At 42.4% G+C, this 25837-nt stretch carries 32 protein-coding genes; 31 read left to right on the top strand and 1 reads right to left on the bottom strand.

The features are described 5' to 3' along the window. Positions 1-44: 44 nt before the first annotated feature. The 26 genes from SALPA_RS08260 to SALPA_RS08145 all read left to right on the top strand — a co-directional run bounded on the left by SALPA_RS08260 (position 45) and on the right by SALPA_RS08145 (position 22613). Entirely contained in the window at positions 45-419 is a 375-nt protein-coding gene (locus SALPA_RS08260; protein WP_145092184.1) for a RidA family protein, read from the top strand. Positions 420-519: 100 nt separating this feature from the next. Beyond that, the gene (locus SALPA_RS08255) at positions 520-1872 is read left to right on the top strand and encodes a D-serine ammonia-lyase (RefSeq protein WP_145092181.1); all 1353 of its coding nucleotides are present in this window, start codon (positions 520-522) and stop codon (positions 1870-1872) included. A gap of 63 nt (positions 1873-1935) precedes the next feature. After that, on the top strand, positions 1936-3267 hold the full coding sequence (locus SALPA_RS08250; RefSeq protein ID WP_145092178.1) for a gluconate:H+ symporter: 1332 nt from the start codon (positions 1936-1938) through the stop codon (positions 3265-3267). Between the two features lie 306 nt (positions 3268-3573). Further along, the gene (locus tag SALPA_RS08245; protein WP_145092174.1) at positions 3574-5541 is read left to right on the top strand and encodes a methyl-accepting chemotaxis protein; all 1968 of its coding nucleotides are present in this window, start codon (positions 3574-3576) and stop codon (positions 5539-5541) included. A gap of 310 nt (positions 5542-5851) precedes the next feature. Next, positions 5852-6346 (top strand): hypothetical protein, encoded by a 495-nt coding sequence (locus SALPA_RS08240; RefSeq protein WP_145092171.1) that lies wholly within the window; start codon positions 5852-5854, stop codon positions 6344-6346. Further along, the gene (locus SALPA_RS08235; protein WP_145092168.1) at positions 6346-6810 is read left to right on the top strand and encodes a hypothetical protein; all 465 of its coding nucleotides are present in this window, start codon (positions 6346-6348) and stop codon (positions 6808-6810) included. Before SALPA_RS08240 ends, SALPA_RS08235 begins: the two co-directional genes overlap by 1 nt. A 364-nt stretch (positions 6811-7174) precedes the next feature. Continuing rightward, positions 7175-7297 (top strand): hypothetical protein, encoded by a 123-nt coding sequence (locus SALPA_RS31420; RefSeq protein ID WP_255451023.1) that lies wholly within the window; start codon positions 7175-7177, stop codon positions 7295-7297. Between the two features lie 62 nt (positions 7298-7359). Next, a complete protein-coding gene (locus SALPA_RS08230) occupies positions 7360-7701 on the top strand; it encodes a DUF3870 domain-containing protein (protein WP_145092165.1) in 342 nt (113 codons plus the stop codon). A gap of 264 nt (positions 7702-7965) precedes the next feature. After that, positions 7966-9228 carry a serine hydroxymethyltransferase gene (glyA, locus tag SALPA_RS08225; protein WP_145101817.1) on the top strand — a complete coding sequence of 421 codons (1263 nt, stop codon included), beginning with the start codon at positions 7966-7968 and terminating at the stop codon, positions 9226-9228. Between the two features lie 112 nt (positions 9229-9340). Further along, positions 9341-10603 (top strand): dicarboxylate/amino acid:cation symporter, encoded by a 1263-nt coding sequence (locus SALPA_RS08220; RefSeq protein ID WP_145092162.1) that lies wholly within the window; start codon positions 9341-9343, stop codon positions 10601-10603. 67 nt (positions 10604-10670) lie between these two features. Continuing rightward, a complete protein-coding gene (locus tag SALPA_RS08215; protein ID WP_186450976.1) occupies positions 10671-11009 on the top strand; it encodes a DUF3870 domain-containing protein in 339 nt (112 codons plus the stop codon). Between the two features lie 189 nt (positions 11010-11198). Further along, the gene (murI, locus tag SALPA_RS08210; RefSeq protein WP_145092156.1) at positions 11199-12050 is read left to right on the top strand and encodes a glutamate racemase; all 852 of its coding nucleotides are present in this window, start codon (positions 11199-11201) and stop codon (positions 12048-12050) included. 15 nt (positions 12051-12065) lie between these two features. Continuing rightward, on the top strand, positions 12066-12422 hold the full coding sequence (locus SALPA_RS08205; protein ID WP_145092153.1) for a hypothetical protein: 357 nt from the start codon (positions 12066-12068) through the stop codon (positions 12420-12422). Between the two features lie 368 nt (positions 12423-12790). Continuing rightward, entirely contained in the window at positions 12791-12955 is a 165-nt protein-coding gene (locus SALPA_RS30220; protein WP_222427911.1) for a hypothetical protein, read from the top strand. A 239-nt stretch (positions 12956-13194) separates the two neighbouring features. After that, positions 13195-13617, top strand: a complete 423-nt coding sequence (locus SALPA_RS08200; protein ID WP_145092150.1) for a bacteriohemerythrin — start codon at positions 13195-13197, stop codon at positions 13615-13617. Continuing rightward, positions 13614-14072, top strand: a complete 459-nt coding sequence (locus SALPA_RS08195) for a chemotaxis protein CheX (protein WP_145092147.1) — start codon at positions 13614-13616, stop codon at positions 14070-14072. The genes SALPA_RS08200 and SALPA_RS08195 overlap by 4 nt, the downstream gene beginning before the upstream one ends. A gap of 160 nt (positions 14073-14232) precedes the next feature. After that, the gene (locus SALPA_RS08190; protein ID WP_186450974.1) at positions 14233-15156 is read left to right on the top strand and encodes a BadF/BadG/BcrA/BcrD ATPase family protein; all 924 of its coding nucleotides are present in this window, start codon (positions 14233-14235) and stop codon (positions 15154-15156) included. After that, positions 15135-16097 carry an N-acetylmuramic acid 6-phosphate etherase gene (gene murQ / locus SALPA_RS08185; protein ID WP_255451019.1) on the top strand — a complete coding sequence of 321 codons (963 nt, stop codon included), beginning with the start codon at positions 15135-15137 and terminating at the stop codon, positions 16095-16097. Before SALPA_RS08190 ends, murQ begins: the two co-directional genes overlap by 22 nt. Further along, positions 16094-16399 (top strand): PTS sugar transporter subunit IIB, encoded by a 306-nt coding sequence (locus SALPA_RS08180; RefSeq protein WP_145092142.1) that lies wholly within the window; start codon positions 16094-16096, stop codon positions 16397-16399. Before murQ ends, SALPA_RS08180 begins: the two co-directional genes overlap by 4 nt. Before the next feature lie 12 nt (positions 16400-16411). After that, positions 16412-17680 (top strand): PTS sugar transporter subunit IIC, encoded by a 1269-nt coding sequence (locus SALPA_RS08175; protein WP_145092139.1) that lies wholly within the window; start codon positions 16412-16414, stop codon positions 17678-17680. After that, positions 17677-18018 carry a PTS lactose/cellobiose transporter subunit IIA gene (locus tag SALPA_RS08170; RefSeq protein ID WP_145092136.1) on the top strand — a complete coding sequence of 114 codons (342 nt, stop codon included), beginning with the start codon at positions 17677-17679 and terminating at the stop codon, positions 18016-18018. The genes SALPA_RS08175 and SALPA_RS08170 overlap by 4 nt, the downstream gene beginning before the upstream one ends. Beyond that, the gene (locus tag SALPA_RS08165; protein WP_145092133.1) at positions 18006-19319 is read left to right on the top strand and encodes a 6-phospho-beta-glucosidase; all 1314 of its coding nucleotides are present in this window, start codon (positions 18006-18008) and stop codon (positions 19317-19319) included. Before SALPA_RS08170 ends, SALPA_RS08165 begins: the two co-directional genes overlap by 13 nt. A 22-nt stretch (positions 19320-19341) precedes the next feature. Next, on the top strand, positions 19342-20091 hold the full coding sequence (locus SALPA_RS08160; RefSeq protein ID WP_145092129.1) for a carbohydrate deacetylase: 750 nt from the start codon (positions 19342-19344) through the stop codon (positions 20089-20091). Positions 20092-20135: 44 nt separating this feature from the next. Further along, entirely contained in the window at positions 20136-20402 is a 267-nt protein-coding gene (locus SALPA_RS08155) for an HPr family phosphocarrier protein (RefSeq protein ID WP_145092126.1), read from the top strand. Positions 20403-20436: 34 nt separating this feature from the next. Next, positions 20437-21678, top strand: a complete 1242-nt coding sequence (locus tag SALPA_RS08150; RefSeq protein ID WP_255451015.1) for a DUF1343 domain-containing protein — start codon at positions 20437-20439, stop codon at positions 21676-21678. 83 nt (positions 21679-21761) lie between these two features. Continuing rightward, positions 21762-22613: a DUF2889 domain-containing protein gene (locus tag SALPA_RS08145; protein WP_186450973.1), complete on the top strand. Its 852-nt coding sequence runs from the start codon at positions 21762-21764 to the stop codon at positions 22611-22613. Positions 22614-22664: 51 nt separating this feature from the next. Here the strand turns inward: SALPA_RS08145 and SALPA_RS08140 are convergent, their stop codons facing one another. Then, positions 22665-23300, bottom strand: coding sequence for a LysE family translocator (locus SALPA_RS08140; protein WP_145092120.1), 636 nt, complete (start codon positions 23298-23300; stop codon positions 22665-22667). Between the two features lie 455 nt (positions 23301-23755). Between SALPA_RS08140 and SALPA_RS08135 the strand changes: the two genes are divergently transcribed. The 5 genes from SALPA_RS08135 (at position 23756) to SALPA_RS28875 (ending at position 25801) form a co-directional block, all read left to right on the top strand. Continuing rightward, positions 23756-24301 carry a flavodoxin family protein gene (locus SALPA_RS08135; RefSeq protein WP_145092118.1) on the top strand — a complete coding sequence of 182 codons (546 nt, stop codon included), beginning with the start codon at positions 23756-23758 and terminating at the stop codon, positions 24299-24301. 198 nt (positions 24302-24499) lie between these two features. Next, positions 24500-24688: a 4-oxalocrotonate tautomerase DmpI gene (dmpI, locus tag SALPA_RS08130; RefSeq protein WP_145092115.1), complete on the top strand. Its 189-nt coding sequence runs from the start codon at positions 24500-24502 to the stop codon at positions 24686-24688. Between the two features lie 211 nt (positions 24689-24899). Next, positions 24900-25514 (top strand): flavin reductase family protein, encoded by a 615-nt coding sequence (locus SALPA_RS08125; protein ID WP_255451012.1) that lies wholly within the window; start codon positions 24900-24902, stop codon positions 25512-25514. A 13-nt stretch (positions 25515-25527) separates the two neighbouring features. Continuing rightward, on the top strand, positions 25528-25650 hold the full coding sequence (locus SALPA_RS31415) for a hypothetical protein (RefSeq protein WP_255451011.1): 123 nt from the start codon (positions 25528-25530) through the stop codon (positions 25648-25650). After that, positions 25631-25801: a hypothetical protein gene (locus tag SALPA_RS28875; RefSeq protein WP_186450972.1), complete on the top strand. Its 171-nt coding sequence runs from the start codon at positions 25631-25633 to the stop codon at positions 25799-25801. Before SALPA_RS31415 ends, SALPA_RS28875 begins: the two co-directional genes overlap by 20 nt. Positions 25802-25837: the final 36 nt, after the last annotated feature.

The following is a 25837-nucleotide window of genomic DNA, read 5'->3' as shown; positions in this document are numbered from 1 at the left end:
TCGAATAGCAGGCAATGTTAAATAAAAACAAGGAGATCGGTATTGTGAGAAACTTTATTAAGACAGATAATGCTCCCGCCGCTATAGGGCCATATTCTCAAGGCATTGTCAACAACTCCCGCTTGTATGTATCCGGGCAACTTGGCATTAATCCACAGACAGGTGAAATAAATGACAATTTTGGCGTACAAGCAAAACAGGTTATGGAGAATATCTCGGCGATTTTGAACGAAGCAGGATACAGTTTTGAAGATATTATAAAAACAACTATTTTTATGTCTGACCTTGCTGACTTTACTTGCTTAAATGATATCTATGGTTCTTATTTTAAGTCAAGCAAGCCTGCGCGTTCCTGCATTCAAGTTGCGGGTATTCCTAAGGGAGCAAAAGTAGAGATAGAACTAATCGCAGAAAAATGAACTATAGAGGCGAAGATTCAACTCGCCATTAAGAGTAGGTTAAATCTTTGGAATTTTTAAATTTTACTATTGATAAATGAAAAGAAAATGGAGGGAAAAAATGACTACAAAAATTGCGGGAAAAACCCTCGAAGAATGGAAGCAAGAATGTCCCTTGCTGGGACAAATCATGGCAACAGAAGAAGTCTTTTGGGCAAACTCACAGCTTGAAAGCTGTAACAATCGTACTATTAACACGCAACTGGGGATAACTGATATTGAAGCTGCAGAACAAAGGCTCCTTCGTTTTGCTCCATATCTAGCAAAGGTATTCCCAGAGATACAAGAAAAAAATGGGATTATTGAATCTAAATTAGTACCTATCCCCCAAATGCAACAAAAGTTGACAGAGATGTACAAGCAGGATATAGAGGGAACTTTATATCTTAAGTGCGACAGCCACCTACCAATCTCCGGTTCGGTCAAGGCTCGCGGCGGAATTTACGAAATATTGAAAGTGGCTGAAGAAATCGCCACCAAACACAACATGCTGTCACTAAGCGATGATTACTCAGTTCTGTCTGAAGAAAAATTTCGGAATCTATTTTCAAATTACTCAATTGTAGTTGGGTCAACCGGCAATTTAGGACTCAGCATTGGTATCATGAGTGCGCGTTTAGGTTTCAAAGTTATTGTGCATATGTCATCAGATGCTAAGCAATGGAAAAAAGATTTACTGCGGCAAAAAGGCGCAGTCGTTATTGAACACAATACAGATTATGGAAAAGCTGTAGCCGCTGGTCGGCAGCAATCCCAAGAAGACCCGAAAAGTCATTTCGTTGATGACGAAAATTCTTCTACTCTATTCCTGGGTTATGCTGTGGCAGCCAAAAGGCTTCAAAAGCAACTATTGGACATGAAGATACCGGTTGATCAGGAACATCCGCTCTTTGTTTATATACCCTGTGGTGTAGGTGGTGCTCCTGGCGGGATTACTTTCGGATTGCGTACTGTTTTTGGGGACAATGTACATTGTTTTTATGCAGAACCAACCCATTCGCCAGCCATGTTACTAGGCTTAATGACTCGCAAACATGATGAAGTATCTGCACAGCAGTTCGGTATTGATAATATTACTGACGCAGACGGACTGGCAGTAGGCCGTCCATCCGGCTTTGTGGGTAAAACCCTGGAAAAAGATATTAGCGGTGTGTTTACCATTCAAGATGAACGGCTATATCCCATCCTTAGAAATCTTGCGGATACGGAAGGCATATTTGTCGAACCATCAGCAGTCGCCGGCTTTATCGGCCCTGTTCAGTTATTTGCTTCTGCCGGTGGCAAAGAGTATTTAAAACGCAATTGCCTCGAACAGAAGATGAAAAATACCAGCCATATTCTTTGGGCTACAGGCGGCGGCATGGTTCCCAAAGACATCATGGATAACTTCTATCAGAAAGGTGCCAATAGCTAATGTAATATCCGGTTGCATTAGGATGCGTAGAGAACACGTTTAAATATAGGGAGGATTAAGAAAATGGATACAAGCACAATGTTTATGCTGGTATTATTAGTCGCAGTATTATTGATCGTATTACTTACTGTTCGATTTAAAATACATGCTTTTGTTGCCCTAATCATAGCGTGTATATTTGTAGGGATAGGCACAGGTATGCCTTTGCCGCAAATTGCCACTTCCATTGAAAACGGAATGGGAGGAACGCTGGGCTTTATCGCTACAATTATGGGTCTTGGCACAATTTTGGGCAAAATGTTGGAGGTGTCCGGCGGAGCCGAACGCATGGCCCAGACATTGCTTACCACACTGGGAGAAAACCGGGCCGCCTGGGTTATGACAATTGTCGGGTTAATAGCCGGCATCCCCGTCTTTTTTGAAGTGGGTTTTGTTTTGCTGTTTCCCTTGGTTTTCATTGTTGCCAGACAAGCTAAATTACCGCTTTTGTACGTGGGAATTCCTTTGGCTGTATCGTTGATGATAGTACATTGCATGGTCCCTCCCCATCCGGCGGCAGCAGCTATTACGGCAACTTTGGGAGCAGACGTTGGCAAAGTTATTATATATGCTCTGCTGATTGGCACACCCGCAGCTATTATTGCAGGCCCAATCTGGTCTAAATATATCAGCACCAAGTGCACCACAAATATCGCCGAAGCGAAAGCGCCAACCCCGAATGAGGAACTGCCCGGCTTTGGCATTACCCTATTTACCATTCTCCTGCCTTTATTTATTATGGTAGCCAAAACTATCGGTGTCTTATATCTTGCCAAGGATGCCGCCATTTTGCCCGTAGTGACTTTTATCGGCAATCCGATCACGGCACTTTTAATTTCCGTGTTTGTTGCTTATTATACATTAGGGCTTGCTCGCGGTCTTACCATGAAAAACTTGCAGACTTTAACTGAACAATGCTTTGGTCCCATTGCAGGTATCATGCTGATTATCGGCGGCGGCGGCGCTTTTAATGCCATTTTATCTGACAGTGGTTTAGGAAAAGAGTTCGCTAAAATCCTGATGTCTCTTAATATGAATCCCATTATCTTAGCTTGGCTAGTAGCTTCACTTATGCATCTTGCCATCGGTTCCGCCACGGTGGCCATGATCACTTCAGCAGGCATAGTGGCACCCTTGCTGGCTGTTTATCCTGGTTTAAGTCCGGAAATTGTCGTTCTGGCCATTGGCGCCGGAGCGATTGGCTGGTGCCATGTTAACGATTCTAGTTTTTGGTTCATAAAAGAATTTTTAGGCTTATCGTTGCCGGATATGTTAAAGAGTTTTACTGTCGCATGCCTCATTGCATCTGTTGTTGCATTAAGTGGGATACTGATTTTGGCCAAGATTGTTTCCTAATAGCACACTCATTGTAGAGGTATAGGGGTAAGAACTTAATTTACAATTTAATTAAGAACACGAATGGACTAAAATAAATAGGCAGATCAAAGCTGATTGGTGTTACTTTGAATCTGTCTGTTTATTTTACGTCTAGTATTAAGAATAGTCCGCATGTGCATTGATGGCTACCATGAGATATCTGATATTACTTTGATTACTTCGCTTGCGCTTACTAATAATAAGTCTGCAAGTTAGGCTTTTATGTGTCAGTAGATTAAAAGAAAGCTGAGTAATTAATATTAAGTATATATTGGAGGATGAGACATGAATTTACGAAAAAAAATATTAACATATATTCTGTTGTTAACCTGTATCTTATTAGCAGTTGTTTCTGGCTTTGGTTATTGGAATGCTAAAAATCAACTTGCGGCAAAGATCAATACCGATATGGCCAATTTTGCTAATCAGCAAGTACTTCAACTGGACGGTTGGCTGTTAGTCAAAATTAAAACGATACAGGATTTAGCATTTTTGATTAAAAATACAACGGTTGACGATATACCCATGTCCTACTTTCTGCTTAACAAAGAAGAAAAAAGTATTTCTGAAATAGGTATCGGTCTTGAAAAAAATGGAGCTTTCTTACATGGATCAGGATTGCCAATGCCTCCCGGATATGATCCTCGAGAAAGAGGATGGTATAAGGAAGCTGTAACGAAAAATGGTCTAACGATAAGCGAGCCGTATATTGATGCTACTACAAAAAATTATTGCGTAAGTCCTGCACTGCCTTTAAGGGACGAGCAAGGCACATTGCGCGGCGTCGTCGTTGTGGATATTTTTTTGGATACCTTAACAGAGAATATTAGAAATGTTTCCATGGATGGTAAAGGCTATGTTTTTCTTCTCGATACTAAGGGAGTAATTTTAGCACATCCTAATAACACGCTAATATCATCCAATATAAATGATAATGAGTCATTGAGAAATATTGCAGAAAAACTCCTTAACCAAGACTCCGGATATTTGGAATATGATGAAAATAAAGAAAAACGCATAATGGTATTTCATAAAGTGCCTAGTACTGGATGGATATTAGCTTTTACAGTAACTCACAAGGAAGTGTACACACACCTTGACACTTTGCGTAATACTTATTTGCTAATTGTCTTACTTAGCTTAATCATTATGGGCATATTTTCTACTATACTGGCTCATAAAATTACTGCTCCGATTATTGCTTTGACTGATAATGCCCAAAAAATGGCGGAAGGTGACTTAACTGTGTCCGCTGAGGTCAACGGGAATGACGAAATTGCTTTTTTGTCAAAGTCCTTTAAGCAAATGGGAGACAATCTTCGTAATTTAGTACAAGAAATAACCGGAACGGCTTCGTATCTTACGAATGCTGCAGAAGACATGCGCTATGCTACAGTTGAAGCTGGACAAGCTACAGAAAAAATTGCCACCACAATTATAGAATTGGCTCAGGATTCTACGAAACAGGTAGATGTTATTCGTACTAGTGCCAACATGATTAAGGCTATGACTGGATCTATTCAAGTTATTACTCGAAATGTCACAAATTCCGAATGCACATCTGAGCAGGTGCGGGAAGTGGTGCAAATGGGGAGCGCAGCTATTGGAAATCAGCTAGTCTTAATAGATAACAATCAACAAGCTATGAATAGTGTTAATCGAGCTATTAATGTTTTGTCCGCTAAATCTCAACAAATTGGACAAATTGTTGAGGTTATAACCAGTATCGCAGGTCAGACTAATCTATTGGCGCTCAATGCGGCTATTGAGGCAGCTCGTGCTGGTGAACATGGATATGGTTTTGCGGTGGTAGCCAATGAAGTGCGAATATTAGCTGAACAAGCAAGAAATTCAAGCCGGGAAATCGCTAAGTTAATTTGCGAAATTCAAGTAGGTACCGAGCAGGCAGTCAAAGAAACGGTTCAAAGTGCATCTCTGGCTATTGAATTAAAAAAAGCGGCTGATTTAAGCCGGCACTTTCTCAATACGATTAATCAGTCCATTAATGAATTTGTGGCACAGATTCAGGAAATATCTACTGAATCTCAACAAGTGAATAGCAATACAAATGCTGTATCGCAGTCTATGAATCTGGTAGAAGTTGTTTCTGCAAACTTAGCAGCGGCGACTGAAGAAGTTGCTGCTGCTACCGAAGAACAAACAGCCACTGTACAAGCTATATCTGGGGAAGCTCAAAAGTTATTAGAACGGGCAGAAAATCTAAAGCAAATTATTAATCGTTTTAAAATATAACCATTCGGTGTTCTATTGAAGAAAGCATTGAGTCAGACACCATAAAAATTCCATACAGACAAAATTCCTAATAAATAGTTTATTGGGAATTTCCATTAAAAAGCGATTAGTTACCAAAACCGAAGTAGAAAAGTACCCGAGGTGCTGAGGTCATATATGGGTGTAGATACAATCAAATAAGTGAAGAAAAATATATTGGGAATACGTATAAAAGAAGCAGGTAGCAGTGATCAAGCTTATTTTATAAACAGACATATTAAAGATGAGCAGATTTAGGAAGCACAGATGAAGAGGAGAAGATGTAGTCATTGTGGTTAGTGTTGTCAAGTATTTTACAACAAGTAAAGTACCTGTAACGTATTCTAAATATGTCACACAAATAACGTTAGCATACGAGACGTATGGGGAACTTAACTCAGCAAAGAACAATGCACTACTGGCAATTTATGGTTTTTCTGGCAGTTCGCATGTAGCTGCCCATAGTGCTAATGACACTCCAGGATGGTGGGAATGGGCGGTAGGACCGGGTAAGCCTTTAGACACGAACAAATACTTTATTGTTTGTGCAAATAATCTTGGTGGTTGCTTTGGAAGTACTGGATCACCAGATATTTCTTCGCCATCTATTGCCGACATCGTGTTCTGCCAACAAAAGCTGCAAGAAGAGCTGGAGATTGATAGATGGCACGCTGATCCCTTGGCGGCATGGTGGTTCTTGAGTGGGTGGCAGCCCATCCGGAGAAGGTTCAACAGGCTGTATGTCTCAATGCAGGTGTTACACTATCATTTATTGGACAAGGCTTAATGGATATTCAAGATGCGTTAATTAGGATGTTGCCAAGAGACAAAGGATTAAATATGGCACGACAACTAGCCAACATTTCTTATGTGGGAGAGAAATTTTTTGTTGAGCATCAAATTGGCGATATAAATTGGCAACTCAGTCACTTCCTAGAGGAAGAAGCAGACTCGTTTGTCTCCAGATTTGATAGTAGCAGTTATTTGTGTTTTTTACATGCTATGAGAAATTTCAATTTAAATTTTCACAACTTACCGCTGGCCGATTGCCCTTCTGTGCCAAAAGTACTTTTGGTTGGATGTGAGGAAGATATCCTTTTTCCAGTGTGGGTAGTTGAAGAAACAGAGTCCAGGCTTAGTAATTTTACTGAAGTAGACAAAAAAATTGTTAGTTCGAAATTCGGTCATGATGCTTTTTTAATGGATGATAAGATCTATTCTAAAATACTGAAAGAATATTTCCTAAAGTAGTGACCGTGCTCGAATCCGCCCTCGCCGCCCGCAAATTCAGATTTCGCGTGGTTGATATAAGATCTTTTGATACTATAAAAAGCGTAAATGCTGTACACCAAATTACGGTGTACAGCATTTGCATTTTTTTACAATGAGATGATATTTTTTAAAAAAATATCATCTAAAAAACAATTGTAACTTTCAGTCAAATGTGCTATTATAAAATAAATTTAATAAAGTCTTATTTATTGGTATGTGAAAGTTCTTCATTTTACCGAGATAATTAAGACCAAGATGTGTGGGGAAGTCTCACTATTCTTGGTCTCTTTATTTTTAGGCGTCGTTAGGAGATAAGTTCTAAAAAATATGGATCTGTTGGCCAATGCCGACCAGCAGGCAGTACGACGCTTCTGCTTTTCCGCCGACCCACCGAGCTAAACGATTGGCGGAACATGTTATTGATATACCATTGCATGATTTTGAGCAAGTTAATATTCTGAAGTAAGCCTGATAGACGTAGCGCGTCTAGCGCTGTAATAAGCAGTAGTGGAAAGGGGGTAAAACAACATGGAATATGCGCCGAGTACAGTTTTTATCACCGGTCAGGCAAAACCAAGTAAAGAAGACGCCATTTCTAGTGTCTACAATGTATTTTTTGTGAGTTTTATCGTCGACATAGAGACAGATATTATTGCAGATGCGACGTGTAATTCTGTCCGGAACATGACCCAGGATTTTATCCGATCATTACTGGTCGGACAGAACTTGGCAACTGGAATTGATGCTATGGTGCAGGATATCCAGCATCGTTTTTTCGGCTTGGTACAAAAAACATTGATTGTTGCTTTGAAGGACGCGCACAACCGGTACATGATGGTTAAGAAAAATATTATCCAACAAAATAATTGAAATTTTCAGTTAATATGCTATAATAAAAACAAATTTAATAAAGTCTTATTTGTTGGTAGATGAAAGTTCTTCATTTTACTGAGATATTTAAGACCAAGATGTGTGAGCAAATCTCACTATTCTTGGTCTTTTTATTTTCAAGGAGTTGTTAGGAGGTGATTATGAAAAGATACAAAGGAAATACGTAGTCGTGTTGATAAGGAGAGAGTTACCGTAACAACTATTAAAATTGAAAGAGGTGTCTTTATGGAACAGGATAAAATGATGAATATGCTTAAACGATTTGATCCCTTAATGGCAAAGTTGCTTCAAAAAGAAGAAGACAGACAAAGAAATACTCTTGGTTTGATTGCATCAGAAAACTATGCCTCTCCGCTGGCGACTTTCCTGGAAGGCAGCGTTTTTACCAATAAGAATACAGAAGGCTATCCAGGGAAGCGTTTTGTTGGCGGTTGTGAATTTGCCGATGACGTTGAGAATTTAGCGATAGAAAGACTCAAACTGCTATTTGGTTGTGAACATGCTAATCTACAAGCTGCGAATGCTACTATTGGCAATATTTCTATTTTACGTGGGCTTTTGCAGCAAGGTGATACTATTTTATCCATGAGTTTAAGTCATGGCGGGCATTTAAGCCATGGTGCAGCATTTCATGTCAGTGGAAAAATGTACAATGTTGTTCAATATGGCGTAAATCAAGAAACAGAACGTATTGATCTTGAGGAAGTTAGAAAACTCGCGGAAGAGCATAGACCCAAAATCATCGTATGCGGTGCTTCTTCTTATCCAAGATTGATTGATTATGCTGGCTTTGCTGCTATTGCCAAATCGGTTGGGGCATTTTTATGGGTCGATATTGCGCATGATGTCGGCTTAGTAGCCGCCGGGGTAATTCCATCGCCTGTACCGCATGCTGATGTTGTTAGCTTTTCGACGCAAAAAACATTGCGAGGGCCGCGGGGGTGTGGCGTCATTCTTTGCCGGCAGGAATTAGCAGGTAAGATTGACAGAGCGGTATTTCCTAACATACAGGGCGGGCCTAAAATGGATATGATTGCTGCGCGGGCAGTACTTTTCAAAGAGTGCATGTCAGAAGAATTTAAGCTTTATAGCAAGCAAGTTCTCCGGAATGCACAAGCACTTGCCAAAGGTTGTTTATCGCAGGGAATGCGGTTAATTACCGGCGGTACAGAGACGCATCTCATTGTTGCTGACGTTACTGCATTAATTCCATCAGGAAAAGAGGCAGAGGACGTATTGAACTCGGTGGGGATTGTCACAAATAAAAACATGATACCGTTCGATCCTTTGCCGCCGAATATATCCAGTGGTATACGTATTGGCAGCCCATTTTTAACTACACGCGGTGTAAAAGAAAAGGAAATGTATGACATCGGAGTTCTTGTAGGAAGAGCTTTGCAAAATCATAATCAGCCTGATATATTAGAAAAAATCCGTAAGCAAGTTGCCGAGATAGCTGCAAAATATCCGCTTTTTGCAGATGAATGGCTGCCTAAGGAACGGTAAGCATTTTGATTCTTATGGATTCGAGCAATAATACCTAGGAATCGCGATTTCTACTTTAGTTTCTCGTAGTATATTTTGCGAATAAGCCACAAAATATTAAGGAGTGATCTAAATGAATGCGTTACCAGCAGAGTCTTCGTCTAGAAAAACTGAGCGCTTTCCGTTGTGGGCTCAAATCATCGTAGGGCTTATAGTTGGTAGTTTTATAGGTGCTATGTGGCCAAGCTTTGGTAAATTACTAGAGCCTATCGGCACAGCTTTTGTTAAAGGCATAAAGATGGTCATAATCCCACTACTATTTGCTGCCGTTACATTAGCAACTTATCGAATGGGGGCTGATATTAAGCGACTGGGTAAAATGGGTTTAACTGCCTTTGGCTGGTTTTATCTTGGCACTGGTATCGCCATGGCAGTAGGAATCGGCCTTAACCAACTCATTCACCCTGGCATTGGTGTGCCGATAGAAGCTACCGGCAGCATACCCAATAATTTAGCAGGTTCGATTGACTGGGTAAAATTTTTTCTTGATATGATTCCTGACAACGTAGTAAGCGTAGCAGCAAATCATAAAATTATTCCTTTTTTGGTTTTTTGCATTGCATTTGGCCTTTCTTTGGCCGCAGTTAAAGAACGAGCTAAGCCAATTGCCGATATTCTTGAAGCACTGTTAGATACAATGCTCAAAATGACGATGGGGGTAATCTCGTTTGCACCGTTTGCCACTGGTGCCATTATGGCCTGGCTTTTTGCAACGCAAGGAATGAAGATGGTTATGGCACTAGCCCAATTAGTTATGGCAGCATACCTGGGGTTGCTGGTTCTCACTGGTGTCTTCTGCATTTTGCTTATTATCCTTGGTTACAACCCATTAGATACCTTTAAGAAGATATCAACAGGGCTGCTATTGGCTTTTGCGACTGGTTCATCTGAGGTTACATTGCCATCTATTCTTGAAGCATTAGATGAAATGGGCATTAATTATCGAATTTCTGCATTTTCTATTCCTTTAGGATACAGTTTTAATTTAGATGGATCTGCTTTTTATCAAGCCTTAGCCGTATCTTTTCTTTGCGATGTTTATGGTGTAGTCTTAGATGGCCCCACCCTCATCACCATTCTCATTACCGCAGTAATCGCTAATAAAGGCACTGCTAACGTTCCCTCGGCATCGCTGGTTGTAATATCCCTAATCCTTACTACTTTAGGACTTCCGGTCGAGGGAATTGCCATTATCGCGGGTGTAGATAGGCTTATTGATGGTGTGCGGTGTGTCATAAATGTGTTTGGCAATGTCACGTGTACAATTGTTCTCAACAGGTTATTTGGCAAGGGCTTGTCTGATGATGCAGACCAAGCCGAGTCAAGCATTATTTGATCGATTAAATAGCGGATTGCGAGTCAGTATTTCCTCGGAATTTTTTAGAAAGGGGATTGACATAGGAATGAGCAATGTGGAATATGCGCCAAGTACAGTTTTTATCACCGGGCAGGCAAAACCGAGTAAGGAAGATGCCATTTCCATTCTCTACAGTATGTTTTTTTTGAGTATGGTTGTTGACAAGAAAACAGATATTATAGTTGATGCGACGTGTAATACTGTTCGGGATATGACGGGGGATTTCATCCTGTCAATGCTTGTCGGCCAGAACTTGGTCACAGGAATTGATGATATAGTACAGCACATTCGTCAACGGTTCTTTGGGTTGGTGCAAAAAACATTGATTGTCGCCCTGAAAGACGCGCATAATCGGTATATGATAATTAAGAAAAATGAAATCTGAGAAGTTGTACCGTTCAGTCTAATATGTAATTCTGCGGATAAATTAAATAAAGTCTTATTTATTGGTATTTGGAAGCTCTCCATTTTACCTAGATAGGTGAGACCAAGATATGTGAGTTTGCTCACTATTCTTGGTCTCTCTATTCTTATTGGTGTTATAACAATTTTGACGGATGTGAGGGAATATAAAATGCATAGAGACTTACCTATCGGTATTTTTGATTCAGGCATTGGCGGACTTACCGTGTACAAGGAACTACGTCAGCTACTGCCTAAAGAAAATATTATCTACTTTGGCGATACTGCTCGTGCACCTTACGGTTCCCGGACCAAAGAAGAAATTTGCGACTTTGTAGATGAAATTATGCAACTCATGTCGCTTTGTAGTATCAAAGTTGGCGTTGTGGCCTGCAATACCATTACTGTCTTAGGAACTGCTATGCTTTCTAAGAATTATAACTTTGAACTAATTGGTAACAACACGGGTGCAGTGCCAGCGCTTCGCGACAGTAAATCCAAGCGTATTGGGGTTATTGCCACGGAAACCACGATAGCCAGTGGCAAACACCGCGCCGATATCCTAGCGCTGGACTCGCGTGCCGTTGTATTTCCACGTGCCTGTCCACTCTTTGCCCAACTGATTGAAGCCGGCAGCCTTGAAGGAGACGAATTGCGTCAAGCCGCTTATCACTATTTAACGCCACTAAAAGAGGCAAATATCGATACGCTAATTTTGGCTTGTACCCACTATCCATATATTACGCTCTTGTTGCAGGAAGTTATGGGCGAAGAAGTGGTCATCATTGATCCGGCGGTAGAAACGGCGCGCCAAGTCCAGGATTATCTGGCAGAGAACAACGGGCTAAAAATCAACGGCGAAGGCTCCAGCCACTTGTATTTCTCCAATCGTCCCGAACAGGTCCGCGATATCACAGGTAAGTTTTTTGACACAACTAAATGTGAATTTCGTCTTTTGGATATTACACCGTTGGCTAGATATTATGCCAATAATCTATCTGCTAATGCATCATATTTAGGCTGAGCCGGAGGTCTTTTTATGATTTTACACGAAAGGGAAAGAAAAATTAGCAAAGACATAGCTTTTGAGTGTAATAACAGAAGAGAGAGAATGTATGATGGTGAGGCGGGATTTGATGGTTCATGTGCCGCGTTGTTTCATAACGCTGTTTCTATTACGACAGTTTCACAGTCACCCGTTCCAGGAACGTATACTCTGATTCCTGCGAGTGAGCAAGGCAATGCCTATCGCCTGTTGAATGGAATTATTATTGCTTTTAGCGATAATATAATAACTATAAATATACCTGGAAATGGTATTTTTTCAATAATTGGATCATTCATTTATAATGAAAAATACAAAAGAGAACATACAGCAGACTCCCAGTTCGGGTAGTAGTTCGCAAGGTGCATTTTTTGAGATGACAGACGCCTATCAATTTGGTGTAAAGTTTGGTACTAATGGAAGGTCTATTAGTTTTGTTCGCATAATTCGACCAGGTTTTTTATCTACGGCAGCAGTTCAGGGATTCAACACCAAAATGACTAAATATTATACAATAGATGGAGCATACTGGGTAAATTGCGGTCTATCTGTTTATCGTTTTTTTGGAATTAATACAGCCTAATCTGTCAGTATAGTCTTAAAATACGGCAGTAATTATTCTGATTTATCCAGTAAAAGCGATCTTAACAAAAAATTCTAATAAAGAGTATTTGGAGGATTAGACATGGCTTATGAATAAAATATAAGCATATGTTCTGGTGTTAACCTGTATTTTATTAGTAGTTGTTTCTGGCTTTGGCTATTGGAATTCTAAAAATCAACTTGCAGCGAAAATTAATACCGATATGGCCAATTTTGCTAATCAGCAGGTGCAACAGCTGGATGGTTGGTTATTAGTCAAAATTAAAACAGCGGTATGCTAGAAATAACGTAACAACAAGTCGATAAAATAATAGTAAGATAAATAGGGAGATGAGCCATTCAAAGTGGTTTATCTCCCTATTTATGAAGAGCGGAGAGGGATCGGTTTACTAATGAGCCACCGATAGATAAATAAGTTCTCCTCATTGAGGACTTATTGGTAATTTTAACTAGACTATTTTTGAAAAATAGACTATAATGACTAACAAACAATTATTATTGATTTCAAGGGGGATATCCTATGATATGGAAAGAAAAATATAAAATTGGAATTCCGACTATTGATAAACAACATGAGGAACTGTTTAGCCGTGTTGCTGATTTTGTGCAAGCTATTCGTCAGGAAGGCCGTTGGGAGGAAAAAATAGAAAAGGTAAAAGATACGATGGTGTTTCTGCAGGAGTATGTAGTGACACATTTTAATTATGAAGAACAGTATCAACAAACATTAGGTTACCCAGACTGTGAAGAGCACCATAACATTCATGAGGCATTTAAGGCGGATATCCAAAAGGCGGCGAAAGAATTTGCGGATGCAGGTTATCATGAGCAAGCTGTGCAAATACTGGCGGGCAGACTGCTGGCTTGGTTGATAAATCATGTGGTTGCGGCAGACCAGAAGATGGCACAATATGTGACAGAACAGGGGTTGGAAAGAATATGAAGGCAGAATATGTCAATCCGGTTTTTAAGGCTGTTACGGATGTTTTTAAGGCTATGCTCGATATTGAAGTAAGCCGGGGAGCAACAGGGGCTGTAGCTGGTGGGAGCCAGGGGGTAGATATCCGGATTAATGTGACAGGTGATGTTTCTGGTTCCATTTTGTTTCAATTTCCGCAAGATACGACATTAAATATTGTGCAAATCATGTCAGGCATGGAATTGAAGGAATTAGATGATTTTGTTACTTCGGCCATGGGGGAAATATCTAATATTATTAGCGGTAATGCAGCAAGCTATCTATCAAAGCTTAATTATCGTTGTGATATTATGCCGCCGCAAATTGCTGTAGCTGATGCCGTTGTTTCAGCGCATTTTTCTCATGAAACCTTGAGTATCCCCTTGCATACCAATATAGGAGATATGAATATATGTATTTCTCTTAACGAAATGAAATAAGGTATGAATTAAAATGCTCGATGCTAAATTTGGCTTACTGAAATAATCGCAAACCTTAGTAGGGGAGCGGTTATTTTTTTGTTTTTCGAACAAAGTAACAGGAAAGAAAGTGGTCTGTGTCAAATATTGCTGAGAAGTAGAAATGTTATGTCAGGTGATAATGATGCAATGGGTTATAGGGATAGATGGTGGCGGAACTAAAACCGTAGGCTGTGCTGCAGATGTTACCGGCAAGGTTTTAGGCTGGGTGGAAAAGGGGCCTAGCAACTACCACATTACCGGGGTGGCCAAATTTACGGCAGTTATTGCTAGTATCATTGACGAACTGGCCGTTAGCCTTAATTTAAAGAAGGTGGATTTACTAGTAGTAAGCCTTGGATTGGCCGGTGCTGATCGGATAAGAGACAAGGATATTGTTATAGGGGCACTGGCAGGATTAGGTCTAACTTGCAACTATCTGATAAACAGTGATGCCAAAATTGCGCTGGTCGCGGGCTTAGGGAAAGCCGAAGGCATTGTCTTGATTGCCGGGACAGGCTCAATTGCTTATGGGATAAATAGGCAGGGCGCTGTCATTCGTGCCGGTGGCTGGGGACACCTTGCCAGTGACGAAGGCAGTGGCTATGCAATTGGCCGTCAGGCAGTAGTAAGGGGGATTCGGGCTGCTGAGGGGCGCGATAAAGCTACGGTATTAATGGACATGATAATGGAATACGCAGGCCTAACAAGCTGGAATGATATGATTGGCTATATTAATAACCAATCAACGTCGAAAGGCAATATTGCAGCATTTGCCCAGGTGGTAGGAGACGCAGCCAAGCAGGGAGACCAAGTGGCGATCGAGATAGTAAAGCAAGCAGGCGATGCGCTTGCCAGCTTGGTAGAATCGGTTATCACCCGTGGTTTTGGTTGGGGAGAACCAGTGCAAGTATGCATGTATGGCGGCATAGTAACCAATATTCTGATGGTTCGTGAGCGGCTGGAAGAGGCTCTGGCTAAAAGGGCCAACCTTGTAGCTTGTAAAACCCAACCGGTAGAAGGGGCTGTACGGCTGGGGCTTGAATGGGTGCAGAACAAGGTTTGAAAATTCGGTTGGGGGCGATGAGATTGGGTGTAAAAATAGAAGACTTGCTTACCGAAGCGGTCAACCCGCAAACGGTGAATATGGATAAGCTGACTACAAGCCAATTGCTCGAAGCCATCAATGCGGAGGACAAGACAGTGGCTGCGGCGGTGGCAGAGGAAATACCCCATATTGCCTTAGCGGTTGATAAAATAGCAGCAGCACTGCAAACTGACGGACGATTGATTTACATAGGCGCCGGAACCAGCGGGCGGCTAGGCGTACTGGACGCCGCCGAGTGTCCGCCGACCTTTGGCGTTGAGCCGGATCGGATAATCGGGTTAATTGCCGGGGGTGATACAGCTCTGGTAAAGGCGATAGAAGGAGCCGAAGACGAGATTAGCGGCGCAGTTATTCAATTGCAATTAGTGAAACTTACAGCGAAGGATGTGGTTGTTGGTCTGGCAGCCAGCGGCAGAACTCCTTATGTCCTTGGTGGCTTGAAATATGCCAATACGGTTGGCGCTTGTACGGTCGCCATAAGCTGCACTCCGAATTCGGAGATTGGCAAGGTGGCTAAGCTTGCCATTACTCCATTGGTTGGGCCGGAGGTAATCACCGGATCTACCCGGATGAAGGCTGGCACGGCCCAGAAGCTGGTACTTAATATGCTGACAACGGCAACCATGGTTCGGTTGGGAAAGGTGTACGGCAATTTAATGGTCGATGTAAAGCCGACTAATGCCAAACTGGTCGAAAGAGCCAAACAGATTGTCGCGCAGGCAACAGGAGTAAGCTGTGAGCGGGCTGGCGAAATTCTTGTTCAGGCAGGGATGAATCCCAAGACAGCTATTGTCATGATTAAACGGGATTGTTCTGCCGTACAGGCTTCCTGCTATCTGGCGGCAGTTGGTGGTTTTATTCGTAGGGCGATCATAGATGAAAAGAGGATGGAAAGATGAAGTTATTATTGGTATGTTCTGGCGGCATGTCGAGTTCTATTGTAGTTAAAGCAATTGAAAAGGAAGCCGCTAAGACGGGTCAGGTGGTTACTGTTAAGTCGGTAGGCAGTGGTGAATTTGGCGAGGAGCTCAAAAATGGCTGGGATATAGCGTTGGTAGCGCCTCAGGTGCGGCACCGTGCTGCCTTTTTCCAGGAGGCCGCGGCAGAATATAATGTTCCTGTGGCCATTATTCCGCCGCAAGGGTATAACCCGATGGGCGGAGCCATCATTTTAGCCGAAGTTAAGAAGATATTGGGTTAGGCAGGAGAGAAGATGCACAAATTCTTTGCACTGCTTGATAAATATCTGATACCTGTTATGACCAAGCTGTCAGAGCAGCGACATCTTCGCGCAGTGCGTGATGGGATTATTTCTACTATACCACTCATTATTGTTGGTAGTTTCTTTTTGATCCTGGCTTTTCCCCCGTTTCCGGCCCTGGCGGCGGCTATCAAACCCTATACAGGCCAAATCCTCATACCTTTCCGGTTAACTATGGGATTGATGGCTCTTTACGCTTGTCACAGTATTGGGTATCATCTTGCAAAATCATATAAACTTGATGGAGTGTCAGGCGGAATTTTGGCAATGGCTGCCTTTTTACTGACAAGCGTGCCGGTTACTTACCCGGATAAGGGAATGGCACTGCTAATGGAAAATCTCGGAGGCGGCAGTATGTTTGTCGCTATTATCATGGCGATTTTTGCTGTAGAGGTGCTGCGGTTTGCCAAGACCCGCAAGCTAACGATAAAGATGCCGGACGGAGTGCCGGAATCGGTTGCCAAGTCATTTGAGGCTCTCATACCGGCAGCCGTTATTATACCGGCAGTCTGGTTCGTGCGGGATTTTATCGGGTTTGATATTCATCATTTTGTATTGGAATTATTTCAGCCGTTAGTGCTGGCAGGCAACACGTTAGCCGGGATCTTAGTACCCATTGTTATTATAACTTTGCTTTGGGCAACCGGTATTCATGGTGATTCGGTGGTTGGCAGCGTAGCCCGGCCGGTGTGGCTGGTGTTGCTTGACCAGAATATCGCGGCCGCGGCTGCCGGGCAGCCTATTCCTAATATTGCGCCAGAGCCTTTTTTTCAGTGGTTTGTTTGGATTGGCGGCTCAGGAGCTTCTCTCGGTTTAGTACTGATTATGCTTTTTTCTAAAGCTCCTTATCTCAAAAGTATGAGCCGGGTCACTTTTTTGCCGGGAATCTGCAATATCAATGAGCCAGTTATCTTTGGGGTCCCAATTATGCTTAATCCGCTTTTGTTTTTACCGTTTCTGCTTAGTCCGGTCGCTATCGCGATTCTTACTTATTTTGTTATGGATATTGGCTTAGTGAATAAGCCTTATATACTTGTACCCTGGACCCTGCCTGCACCTGTCGGGGCATACCTTGCCACAGGCGGTGACTGGCGGGCAATTGTGTTGGTATTTGTTAACATTATAATTGCTGCTGCACTTTATTATCCGTTCCTCAGAGCCTATGAACGCAAACTCAGCAGAGAAGGCATGGCAGGGGAACTGGAGGAGGAATTAAAATGACAGAAGAAGTAATTTTTAAAATTATTCTCCATGCCGGCAATGCCAGGGCTGAAGCTTATGATGCACTGCGAGCCGCCCAGGCTGGAGAGTTTATCAAGGCTGCCGAGCATCTACAGCAAGCCGAGGAAGAAGTAGGCGCTGCCCACCGGGTTCAGGCTGATATGATTCAACAGGAAGCGCAGGGCAATAAAGTGGAGCTTACGCTGCTGACTGTACATGCGCAAGATCACTTGATGACAGCAATGTCCGAGAAAAATCTAATTGAGAGTATGATCGAAATGCACAAAACCATCAGACAGCTTTCTGCCAAGCTGGAGGCGACCTCATGTCAGGATTAAAAGTTGTTGTTATTGGCGGCGGCAGCAGCTATACGCCGGAATTGATTGACGGTTTTATCCGGCGTGCGGCAGAACTGCCTGTTGCTGAAATCTGTCTTGTCGATATTTTGGCTGGGCAGCATAAACTGGATATTGTCGCTGCCTTGGCGCGCCGGATGGTTGCCCGGGTCGGATTGGACAGTAAAATTACCACTACTATGGACAGGGCGGCAGCGCTGCAAGGAGCTGACTTTGTGGTTACCCAGTTTCGGGTTGGGGGGCTGGCCGCGCGCGCCCGGGATGAACGGTTTCCTTTGCAATATGGTGTATTAGGACAGGAAACTACTGGCCCCGGGGGCTTTGCCAAGGCGTTGCGCACGATTCCTGTTATTCTGGATATTTGCCGCGACATGACGGAAATATGCCCTGAGGCTTGGTTGATAAACTTTACTAATCCGGCAGGTCTGATAACCGAAAGTGTGCAAAAATATACCAAGGTAAAATGCCTTGGCTTATGTAATGTTCCTATTCATATGAAGATGACGATTGCCAAACTGTTGGATGCCGATGCAAACGATGTTTTTATAGATTTCGCCGGCCTTAATCATCTGGTCTGGGGACGGAAGGTATGGCACAAAGGTATTGATGTTACGGCTAGTGTTCTGGAAAAGATGCAGGATGGAGCGGCCCTCACAATGAAAAATATCCCGGATCTCAAATGGGACGGCGATTTCCTGCGATCTTTGGGTATGGTGCCTTGTCCCTATCATCGCTACTACTACATGACAGACTCGATTCTTGCCGAAGAGCAGGCCGCTGCGACAGCAGGGGGGGCGGGGACAAGAGCAGAGATAGTTCAGGCTGTTGAAGAAAGCTTATTCAAACTATATCAGAATCCTGAACTGGCGGAAAAACCGGCAGAACTGGAAAAACGGGGCGGTGCTTATTATTCAGATGCGGCGGTATCTCTGATTAGTGCCATCTACAATGACAAACGGGAAATACATACAGTAAACACTGTAAATCAGGGAGCCATCAGTGGTTTGCCAACCAACTGTGTTATTGAAACCAACTGCGTTATTAGTAAAAATGGTGCTATGCCGTTAACGGTGGGTACGCTGCCGCCGGAGATTGCTGGCTTGGTACAACAGGTGAAGGCCTATGAAATGCTGGCTGTAGAGGCTGGCGTGCATGGGGATAGCAATAAAGCGCTGCAGGCTTTGGCTAACCATCCGCTGATTCCCTCTGTCAGGGTAGCCAAACAACTGCTGGCTGATTTGCTGTCCTTACATGCGGCGTATTTACCGCAATTTAAAGATTGATTAGGGGAAGCGGGGATAAGATATGCTTGATTTAATAATAAATGCTGATGACCTCGGGTTAACACCCGGCTGTAACCAAGGGATTATCAAGGCACTAACTGCGGGGATTGTTACGGAAACTACCCTGATGGTTAACACCAGCTATACGCAGGATGCGGTAGAAAAGCTTAAGCAGCATGGGGTAAAGCGGGTTGGTCTTCACCTAAACCTTACATTTGGCCAACCAATTATACCGGCGGCTCAAGTTCCTAGTCTGGTAGATGCTCAGGGACGGTTCCGGCGTAAGGCGGCTGAGGCGGTAACCTTTATGAAGACCGCTGATATAAAGCGCGAATTAAATGCCCAGGTTGAGAAATTCTTGGCTACCGGACTTGGCTTGACTCATTTAGACAGCCACCATCATATCCACACCTATCCCGAGGTGCTGGAAATAGCCATCGAACTGGCAAAGCAGCTCGGTACACCGCTGCGGCAAGGCAATGCGGTTGTTCAACAAGCCATTAGCAAGGCAGGTGTTGCAACTACTGATGCCATTGCACTTGAATTTTATGAGCAGGGTGCGAATATGAATAATTTAAAACAAATTATCCAAAGTCACCCACAGGGTACACTGGAGATTATGTGTCACCCAGCTGAGCCGGATCAACTGCTTTATGATATAAGCTCTTATAATCGATGGCGGGAACAAGAATTGGCAGTCATGACATCGGTGGAAATACGAGAGTTCATTAATAATAATAACGTCCGGTTGGTCGGGTTTGACGCTTTGTAGGCATATTGTCAGTAGGGGTAAAAATTACAGTAAGGAGAATTTTCATGTTAGAACAGACTGTAACCATTGTAAATAAGGTAGGTTTACACGCCCGACCAGCGGCTTTGTTGGTGAAAACAGCCAGTGACTTTCCCGGTGAAGTGCTGTTGGTAAAGGATGATAAAACCTATAATGCTAAAAGTATTCTTGCGATCATGAGCGCTGGAATTAAGCAAAACGATATCATTGTGGTCAGGATAAATGGTGAAGGGGAAGCCCAGGTTCTGGAATCGGTTATTGCTCTTATCAAATCCGGATTTGGTGAAAACTAAGTAATAAATTGTAGGAAGCAAGGGGGAAGAGGGCTTGAAAAATAAGCGGTATAGTACATGGATGACTGCCATGGTGGTCGCGCTATTACTAATAGGAAGTGTTACCGGCTTTGCCAGTTCTTCACAACCGGAAAAAAACAGGGTTAAACTGGGAATTGACAATATTGATCAACACCTGGCGCTCTTTGCCGGTAAAAGGGTTGGTCTTATCACTAATGCTACCGGTATGAACAGCCAGTATCAGAGCTCGATTGATGTTTTGGCAGCCAAAACGAATCTGGTAGCCTTATACTCCCCGGAACATGGCATTCGCGGCGCAGTTCCTGCTGGTGACAAGGTGGGCAGCCTTACAGATGCTAAGACTGGTTTGCCTGTATATAGTTTATATGGTGCTACCAAAAAGCCAACACCAGAGATGCTCAACAATATAGATGTACTTGCTTTCGATATTCAGGATGTCGGCGCACGTTCTTACACTTATATCTACACTATGGCTTACGCGATGCAAGCAGCTAAGGAAAATGGCAAGACCTTTGTGGTGTTTGATCGCCCCAACCCGATCGGGGGAGTAGCGGTGGAAGGTGGTCTTATTAAAAATGGTTTTGAATCCTTTATTGGGATGTACCCCATTCCTGTCAGGCATGGTATGACTGTAGGCGAGCTGGCGAGACTATTTAACCAGGAATTTGGGATTGGCTGTGATTTGGCGGTTGTAGAAATGACTGGCTGGAACAGGGAGATGTATTTTGAAGAAACAGGCTTGCCGTGGGTAATGACATCACCTAATATTCCCACACCAGATACTGCGCTAACCTATCCGGCGACAGGTATCTTTGGTGGTACCAATATATCGGAAGGCGTAGGAACAACCAGACCGTTTGACTTTGTCGGTGCTCCCTGGCTGGACGCTGAGAAATTTGCTGAGCGTATGAACGCCATGAAACTGCCGGGCGTAGTTTTCCGTCCGGCGTACTATATTCCCCGTTTTGGCAACTTTTCCGGTGAAACGTGCGGTGGGGTTCAACTTCATGTAACTGACCGTAAGGCATTTAAGCCTGTAAGGACAGGCTTGAGCTTGTTATTTACTGTTGAGGATCTAAGTGAGGGCCAGTTTGCTTATACCTTCAGCGGTAAGGGAGCACCGATGATTGACTTGATTACCGGTGATGACGGACTGCGACTTGGTAGGTATACATTAGATGAATTGCTAGTGAGTTGGGAGCAAGAAGCCAATGCTTTTAAAGAAATGGCAAAAGCCTATTATATTTACCGGTAGCAGTTATTGAAAAGGTTATGCGGTTGTTGATAATAAGCTTACTAACGGGATTGTATCACCAGCGGCAAACGGAGGTTAATTTAATGAAATTTAATTTTCACTGCAACATATTTACAACAGTACAACGAAGCAGCGAGAAAGAAGTAGTAGCACAAAGTCATCTCGTTGATACCGTTATGAATGCGAGCGCCAAAATCAGGGCATCAGCCAATAGCTTTAAGATTTCCGATGCCAGATGGGATATCTACCATTCGCCTGGCGGAAAACTGAATGATGGCGGCGAAGTAGTCGGTCTGCGTGGCGCTGAGGCTTATATTGACGTTGGTCCGGTGTTGCGAGCTGCAACTGAATCCTTAGGACCAATGCCCCGCTATCTTTTGACCGACTGCATCGCCGGTATTGTGTTGGGCGAAGTTGGCCTTCTTAAAGAAAGAGGTTATTCTAACCTTGATGAGTTGGAGCATTTCTGGCGGAAAAATCAGGCTACCTCTTGTTATCGTTTTGCCCATATGGATAGATCGACGCAAAGTTGGTCCGGTTACATTGAGGGCAACCGCAGCTGGACTGATTACTTGTTCAACCGTACTAAGAACGCCACCATCTTCAGTGATGACTCTGGCCAAATAAAAGTGTGCGGCACGCTTGCCGACTTTTATCATGAATTATCCATACTCGTAACTCTCGACAAAGGCATTATTGTGGCTTGTGACGGACAGTTTTTACGCTACCCGGACTCAAGCTGTCTTGCATGTATTGGTCAACTGAATGCTCTGATCGGAAAATCATTAAATGAATTGACAAAAAAAGAACTTGGCCGCTACATTGGTGGTCCCTTGGGCTGCAGCCACCTGCTTGACATACTTGATCATATCAAGCTAACAATAAATCAGGCCGATAAATACGATAATTTAACACAAGGCAATGGCAGTAAGTAAACAAGGCATGAACCGTTTCAATACGGCTCATGCCTTGTTTTTTACCTGCTATTACGTTTTTTCCACAAATGCCAATCGTATTCCCAGAGCAATTAAAATCGAACCTAAAGCACGGTCAAGCCAAGAGCTAATTGACTGATTTCTCCTTAGACAGCCAGTGATTTTTGCAGCTAAAAAAATAAAAGAGAATTCGACGACAAAGCCCATTAAAATAACAAGAATGCCTAGTCCAAATAACTGAAGTGGTACAACCCCTATTTCCGGACGAATAAATTGCGGTAAGAAAGCTATAAAGAAGATAGCAGCCTTTGGGTTTAGAATATCAACAAGCATTCCTTGTTTAAATGCAGCCCATGAGGATATTTCTACTATTTTTGCTGCAGATAACGCCGGGATAGCTCCGGCGCTGTGCAAATTTTTGATTCCTAAGTAGATTAAATAGGCAGCTCCTACGTATTTTACAACAGAAAAGGCAATAGCTGAGGTTGCAAGAATAGCAGAAAGCCCCAATGCGGCAGCAGTCACATGTACTAAAGCACCGGTGCCGACGCCAAGCGAAGAAGCCATGCCTGCGTTTTTACCACAAGCGATAGTTCGGGAGAGTATGTAGAATAAATCAGGGCCTGGTGAAATGTTTATCGCTAGTGAAGCTGAAAAGAATAGTAGCCAATAGGTAAGATCATCCAATAATTTTCGCCTCCGATTTTTTACTGAATCCCAATGTTTCAGCTATGCTGAAACGAGTTCACTTTCCAGATGGAAAGGGTTAACTTTAAACCACAGTGAATGAACCAGCGTAATTCTAAAGGATATCCAGCATATTCCACCACGGTTACTATTATACACTATCAATACCCTAAGAAACATGAATAGCTTTTGACATAACGTAAAATAGTATTAAGTATGTGTGGCATCGCGCAAAATTTTGCGAATTATACTGTGAATAGCGGATTTTATACGTACGGTATAAAAATGGATACTATAACACAAAAAAGTGCTTACTTGCAAGTTGGGATATTAGTATGTATTATTATGGTACGGATAGCGATTCCATGAACAAAACTTAATGTTTAAAGTGAGATACTGCGACAAATCAGGGAAAAATGAAGAAATTGATAGTTTATGAAGGGAGGAATCTATATATGTCAAAAAATATACTCGTTTTAACAGGTAGCCCTAGAAAAGGTGGCAATACCGATAAGTTGGCAGATGCATTTATTGCCGGTGCCCGGCAGGCGGGACACACGGCTGAAAAATATACAACCGCAGATAAAAAAATTAAGGGATGTATAGACTGTAAAAATTGCTTCCAAAAAGGTACTGCTTGTTCTGTTTCGGACGATTTTAATGAACTTGTGCCGCTTCTGGAACAAGCCGATATGGTTGTATTCGCAACACCAATGTACTGGTTCTCGTTTCCGGCACAATTGAAAGCTGCTATTGACAAGTTCTATTCTTATTTAATATCGAAAAGGACATTGAAGATAAAAGAATGCGCGCTTCTAGTCAGCGGAGGTGTTAACGATGAAACTAAGTTCGAAGGTATTGTTAAGTCCTATAAACTAATTGCTGAATTTCTTAATTGGAAGGATAGCGGCATAATCATTGTACCGGGCCTTCATGATAAAGATGATATTCTGAAGACCGACGGACTAAAGAGGGCTGAAGCATTGGGGGGGGAAATTTAACTTTTCTAAGTAAATGCCGCTAGAAGGACTGACCGCACTACTCAATCCCTTCTAGCCTTAATCAGTTGTTATAGCTGTGTAGTGACCAAACTTGGGGCCGTGGGGTATATATAAGGAACATTAAGTTTGAATGTCTTGGATTTTCCAATTAGCAGGAATTTAAAAATATTGAGTAACGTATGATGAGGAGTGAAACAAATGCCAGTAATCACAATTGAAGCAGCTAGATTAAGTAAAGAACAGAAGCGTGAATTAGTTGCATCTTTAACTAAATCTGCAAGCAGTATTATGAATATCCCTGAACAAGCTTATGTTGTAATTGTGAAAGAAAATGAAACCGACAATATTGGGGTCGGTGGAGTACTACTATCCGAAAAAGGTAAGTAATATAAGAAGACTTCAGTACTCCTGAATTGGTCAAGGAAAAATTTACATACTCGTGGCTCCAAGTTTGCTACTCAACGCTAACTTCAAAGTGAATCTACCAAATAGCAATTAATTTACTGCTAAGGGATTATATTTCCGTAAGAGAAAATGAAAATAAAATATATGGTTGAAGGCAGCTTGGACTGGTAGATAAGTATGAAAAAAGAAATCGGTGAGTACAGATAATAACTTAGAGGTGAAATTAATGAAAAAAAGTTTGGGTGCTAAAACATTGGTTTATCCTACCCCAGTTTTAGTTGTATGTACCTATGACAATGAAGGCAATCCCAATGCCATGACTGCTGCTTGGGGAGGTATTTGCTGCTCGTCTCCGCCTTGTGTCGCGATTTCACTACGTAAAGCTACTTATTCTTATAGTAACCTAATGCTAAAAAAGGCTTTCACAATAAATATTCCTTCAGAAAACTATGTAAAAGAAGCCGATTACTTTGGCATAGCCTCCAGAAATAAGGAAGATAAATTTGCTAAAACTGGTCTTTCAGCGGTGAAAAGTGATATTGTTGACGCCCCTTATATAAGGGAATTTCCAGTTAATTTGGAGTGTAAAGTTATACAGATTATTGAGCTTGGCCTACATACTCAGTTTATAGGTGAGGTCATGGATGCTAAAATTGATGAGACCATACAAGAAAAAGTAGATCAGCCGATTATTGAACAAATAAAACCTTTAATTTTTGCTCCCGACAGTAGAAATTACTATGCTGTAGGGAACCAAATTGCCCAGGCATTTTCTATCGGCAATGAGATAAAAGGGAAGATGTTTTAGGGGGAAATGAAAGGTGAATGTACTTGCAAGGCTTGCCTATGGCATGAACCGCAACGAGCTTTTGGCATTTTTGAATCATGGTGCTAAAAAAGCGGAGGAGACGGAGCCGCTGCCAATTGACAAAAAGAGTCTTTAAGACAAATGGAGATAAACTGTCCATGCTGGGCTTTGGTGCTATGCGACTTCCAACGTTCAAAGATCAACCCAAGAATAAGATTGACGAGGAATTAGCGGAGAAGATGCTTGATTATGCATACCGGCGCGGCGTCAATTATTTTGATAATTAAATTAGCAAAATCTGAAGTTTTTTGATAAAGCTTCAG

Source organism: Sporomusa sp. KB1 (assembly GCF_007830295.1).
Taxonomy (GTDB): domain Bacteria; phylum Bacillota; class Negativicutes; order Sporomusales; family Sporomusaceae; genus Sporomusa.
Note: the sequence above shows the minus strand (reverse complement) of the source record. Positions and strands in the feature narration are given on the sequence as shown.

Excerpts from the sequence above, each read along its gene's own strand:
- SALPA_RS08255 (WP_145092181.1), top strand. The coding sequence starts at position 520 with ATGACTACAAAAATTGCGGGAAAAACCCTCGAAGAATGGAAGCAAGAA.
- SALPA_RS08250 (WP_145092178.1), top strand. The coding sequence starts at position 1,936 with ATGGATACAAGCACAATGTTTATGCTGGTATTATTAGTCGCAGTATTA.
- SALPA_RS08245 (WP_145092174.1), top strand. The coding sequence starts at position 3,574 with ATGAATTTACGAAAAAAAATATTAACATATATTCTGTTGTTAACCTGT.
- SALPA_RS08235 (WP_145092168.1), top strand. The coding sequence starts at position 6,346 with ATGGATATTCAAGATGCGTTAATTAGGATGTTGCCAAGAGACAAAGGA.
- SALPA_RS31420 (WP_255451023.1), top strand. The coding sequence starts at position 7,175 with ATGCCGACCAGCAGGCAGTACGACGCTTCTGCTTTTCCGCCGACCCAC.
- SALPA_RS08230 (WP_145092165.1), top strand. The coding sequence starts at position 7,360 with ATGGAATATGCGCCGAGTACAGTTTTTATCACCGGTCAGGCAAAACCA.
- glyA (WP_145101817.1), top strand. The coding sequence starts at position 7,966 with ATGAATATGCTTAAACGATTTGATCCCTTAATGGCAAAGTTGCTTCAA.
- SALPA_RS08220 (WP_145092162.1), top strand. The coding sequence starts at position 9,341 with ATGAATGCGTTACCAGCAGAGTCTTCGTCTAGAAAAACTGAGCGCTTT.
- SALPA_RS08215 (WP_186450976.1), top strand. The coding sequence starts at position 10,671 with ATGAGCAATGTGGAATATGCGCCAAGTACAGTTTTTATCACCGGGCAG.
- murI (WP_145092156.1), top strand. The coding sequence starts at position 11,199 with ATGCATAGAGACTTACCTATCGGTATTTTTGATTCAGGCATTGGCGGA.
- SALPA_RS08205 (WP_145092153.1), top strand. The coding sequence starts at position 12,066 with ATGATTTTACACGAAAGGGAAAGAAAAATTAGCAAAGACATAGCTTTT.
- SALPA_RS08200 (WP_145092150.1), top strand. The coding sequence starts at position 13,195 with ATGATATGGAAAGAAAAATATAAAATTGGAATTCCGACTATTGATAAA.
- SALPA_RS08195 (WP_145092147.1), top strand. The coding sequence starts at position 13,614 with ATGAAGGCAGAATATGTCAATCCGGTTTTTAAGGCTGTTACGGATGTT.
- SALPA_RS08190 (WP_186450974.1), top strand. The coding sequence starts at position 14,233 with ATGATGCAATGGGTTATAGGGATAGATGGTGGCGGAACTAAAACCGTA.
- murQ (WP_255451019.1), top strand. The coding sequence starts at position 15,135 with ATGGGTGCAGAACAAGGTTTGAAAATTCGGTTGGGGGCGATGAGATTG.
- SALPA_RS08180 (WP_145092142.1), top strand. The coding sequence starts at position 16,094 with ATGAAGTTATTATTGGTATGTTCTGGCGGCATGTCGAGTTCTATTGTA.
- SALPA_RS08175 (WP_145092139.1), top strand. The coding sequence starts at position 16,412 with ATGCACAAATTCTTTGCACTGCTTGATAAATATCTGATACCTGTTATG.
- SALPA_RS08170 (WP_145092136.1), top strand. The coding sequence starts at position 17,677 with ATGACAGAAGAAGTAATTTTTAAAATTATTCTCCATGCCGGCAATGCC.
- SALPA_RS08165 (WP_145092133.1), top strand. The coding sequence starts at position 18,006 with ATGTCAGGATTAAAAGTTGTTGTTATTGGCGGCGGCAGCAGCTATACG.
- SALPA_RS08160 (WP_145092129.1), top strand. The coding sequence starts at position 19,342 with ATGCTTGATTTAATAATAAATGCTGATGACCTCGGGTTAACACCCGGC.
- SALPA_RS08155 (WP_145092126.1), top strand. The coding sequence starts at position 20,136 with ATGTTAGAACAGACTGTAACCATTGTAAATAAGGTAGGTTTACACGCC.
- SALPA_RS08145 (WP_186450973.1), top strand. The coding sequence starts at position 21,762 with ATGAAATTTAATTTTCACTGCAACATATTTACAACAGTACAACGAAGC.
- SALPA_RS08135 (WP_145092118.1), top strand. The coding sequence starts at position 23,756 with ATGTCAAAAAATATACTCGTTTTAACAGGTAGCCCTAGAAAAGGTGGC.
- dmpI (WP_145092115.1), top strand. The coding sequence starts at position 24,500 with ATGCCAGTAATCACAATTGAAGCAGCTAGATTAAGTAAAGAACAGAAG.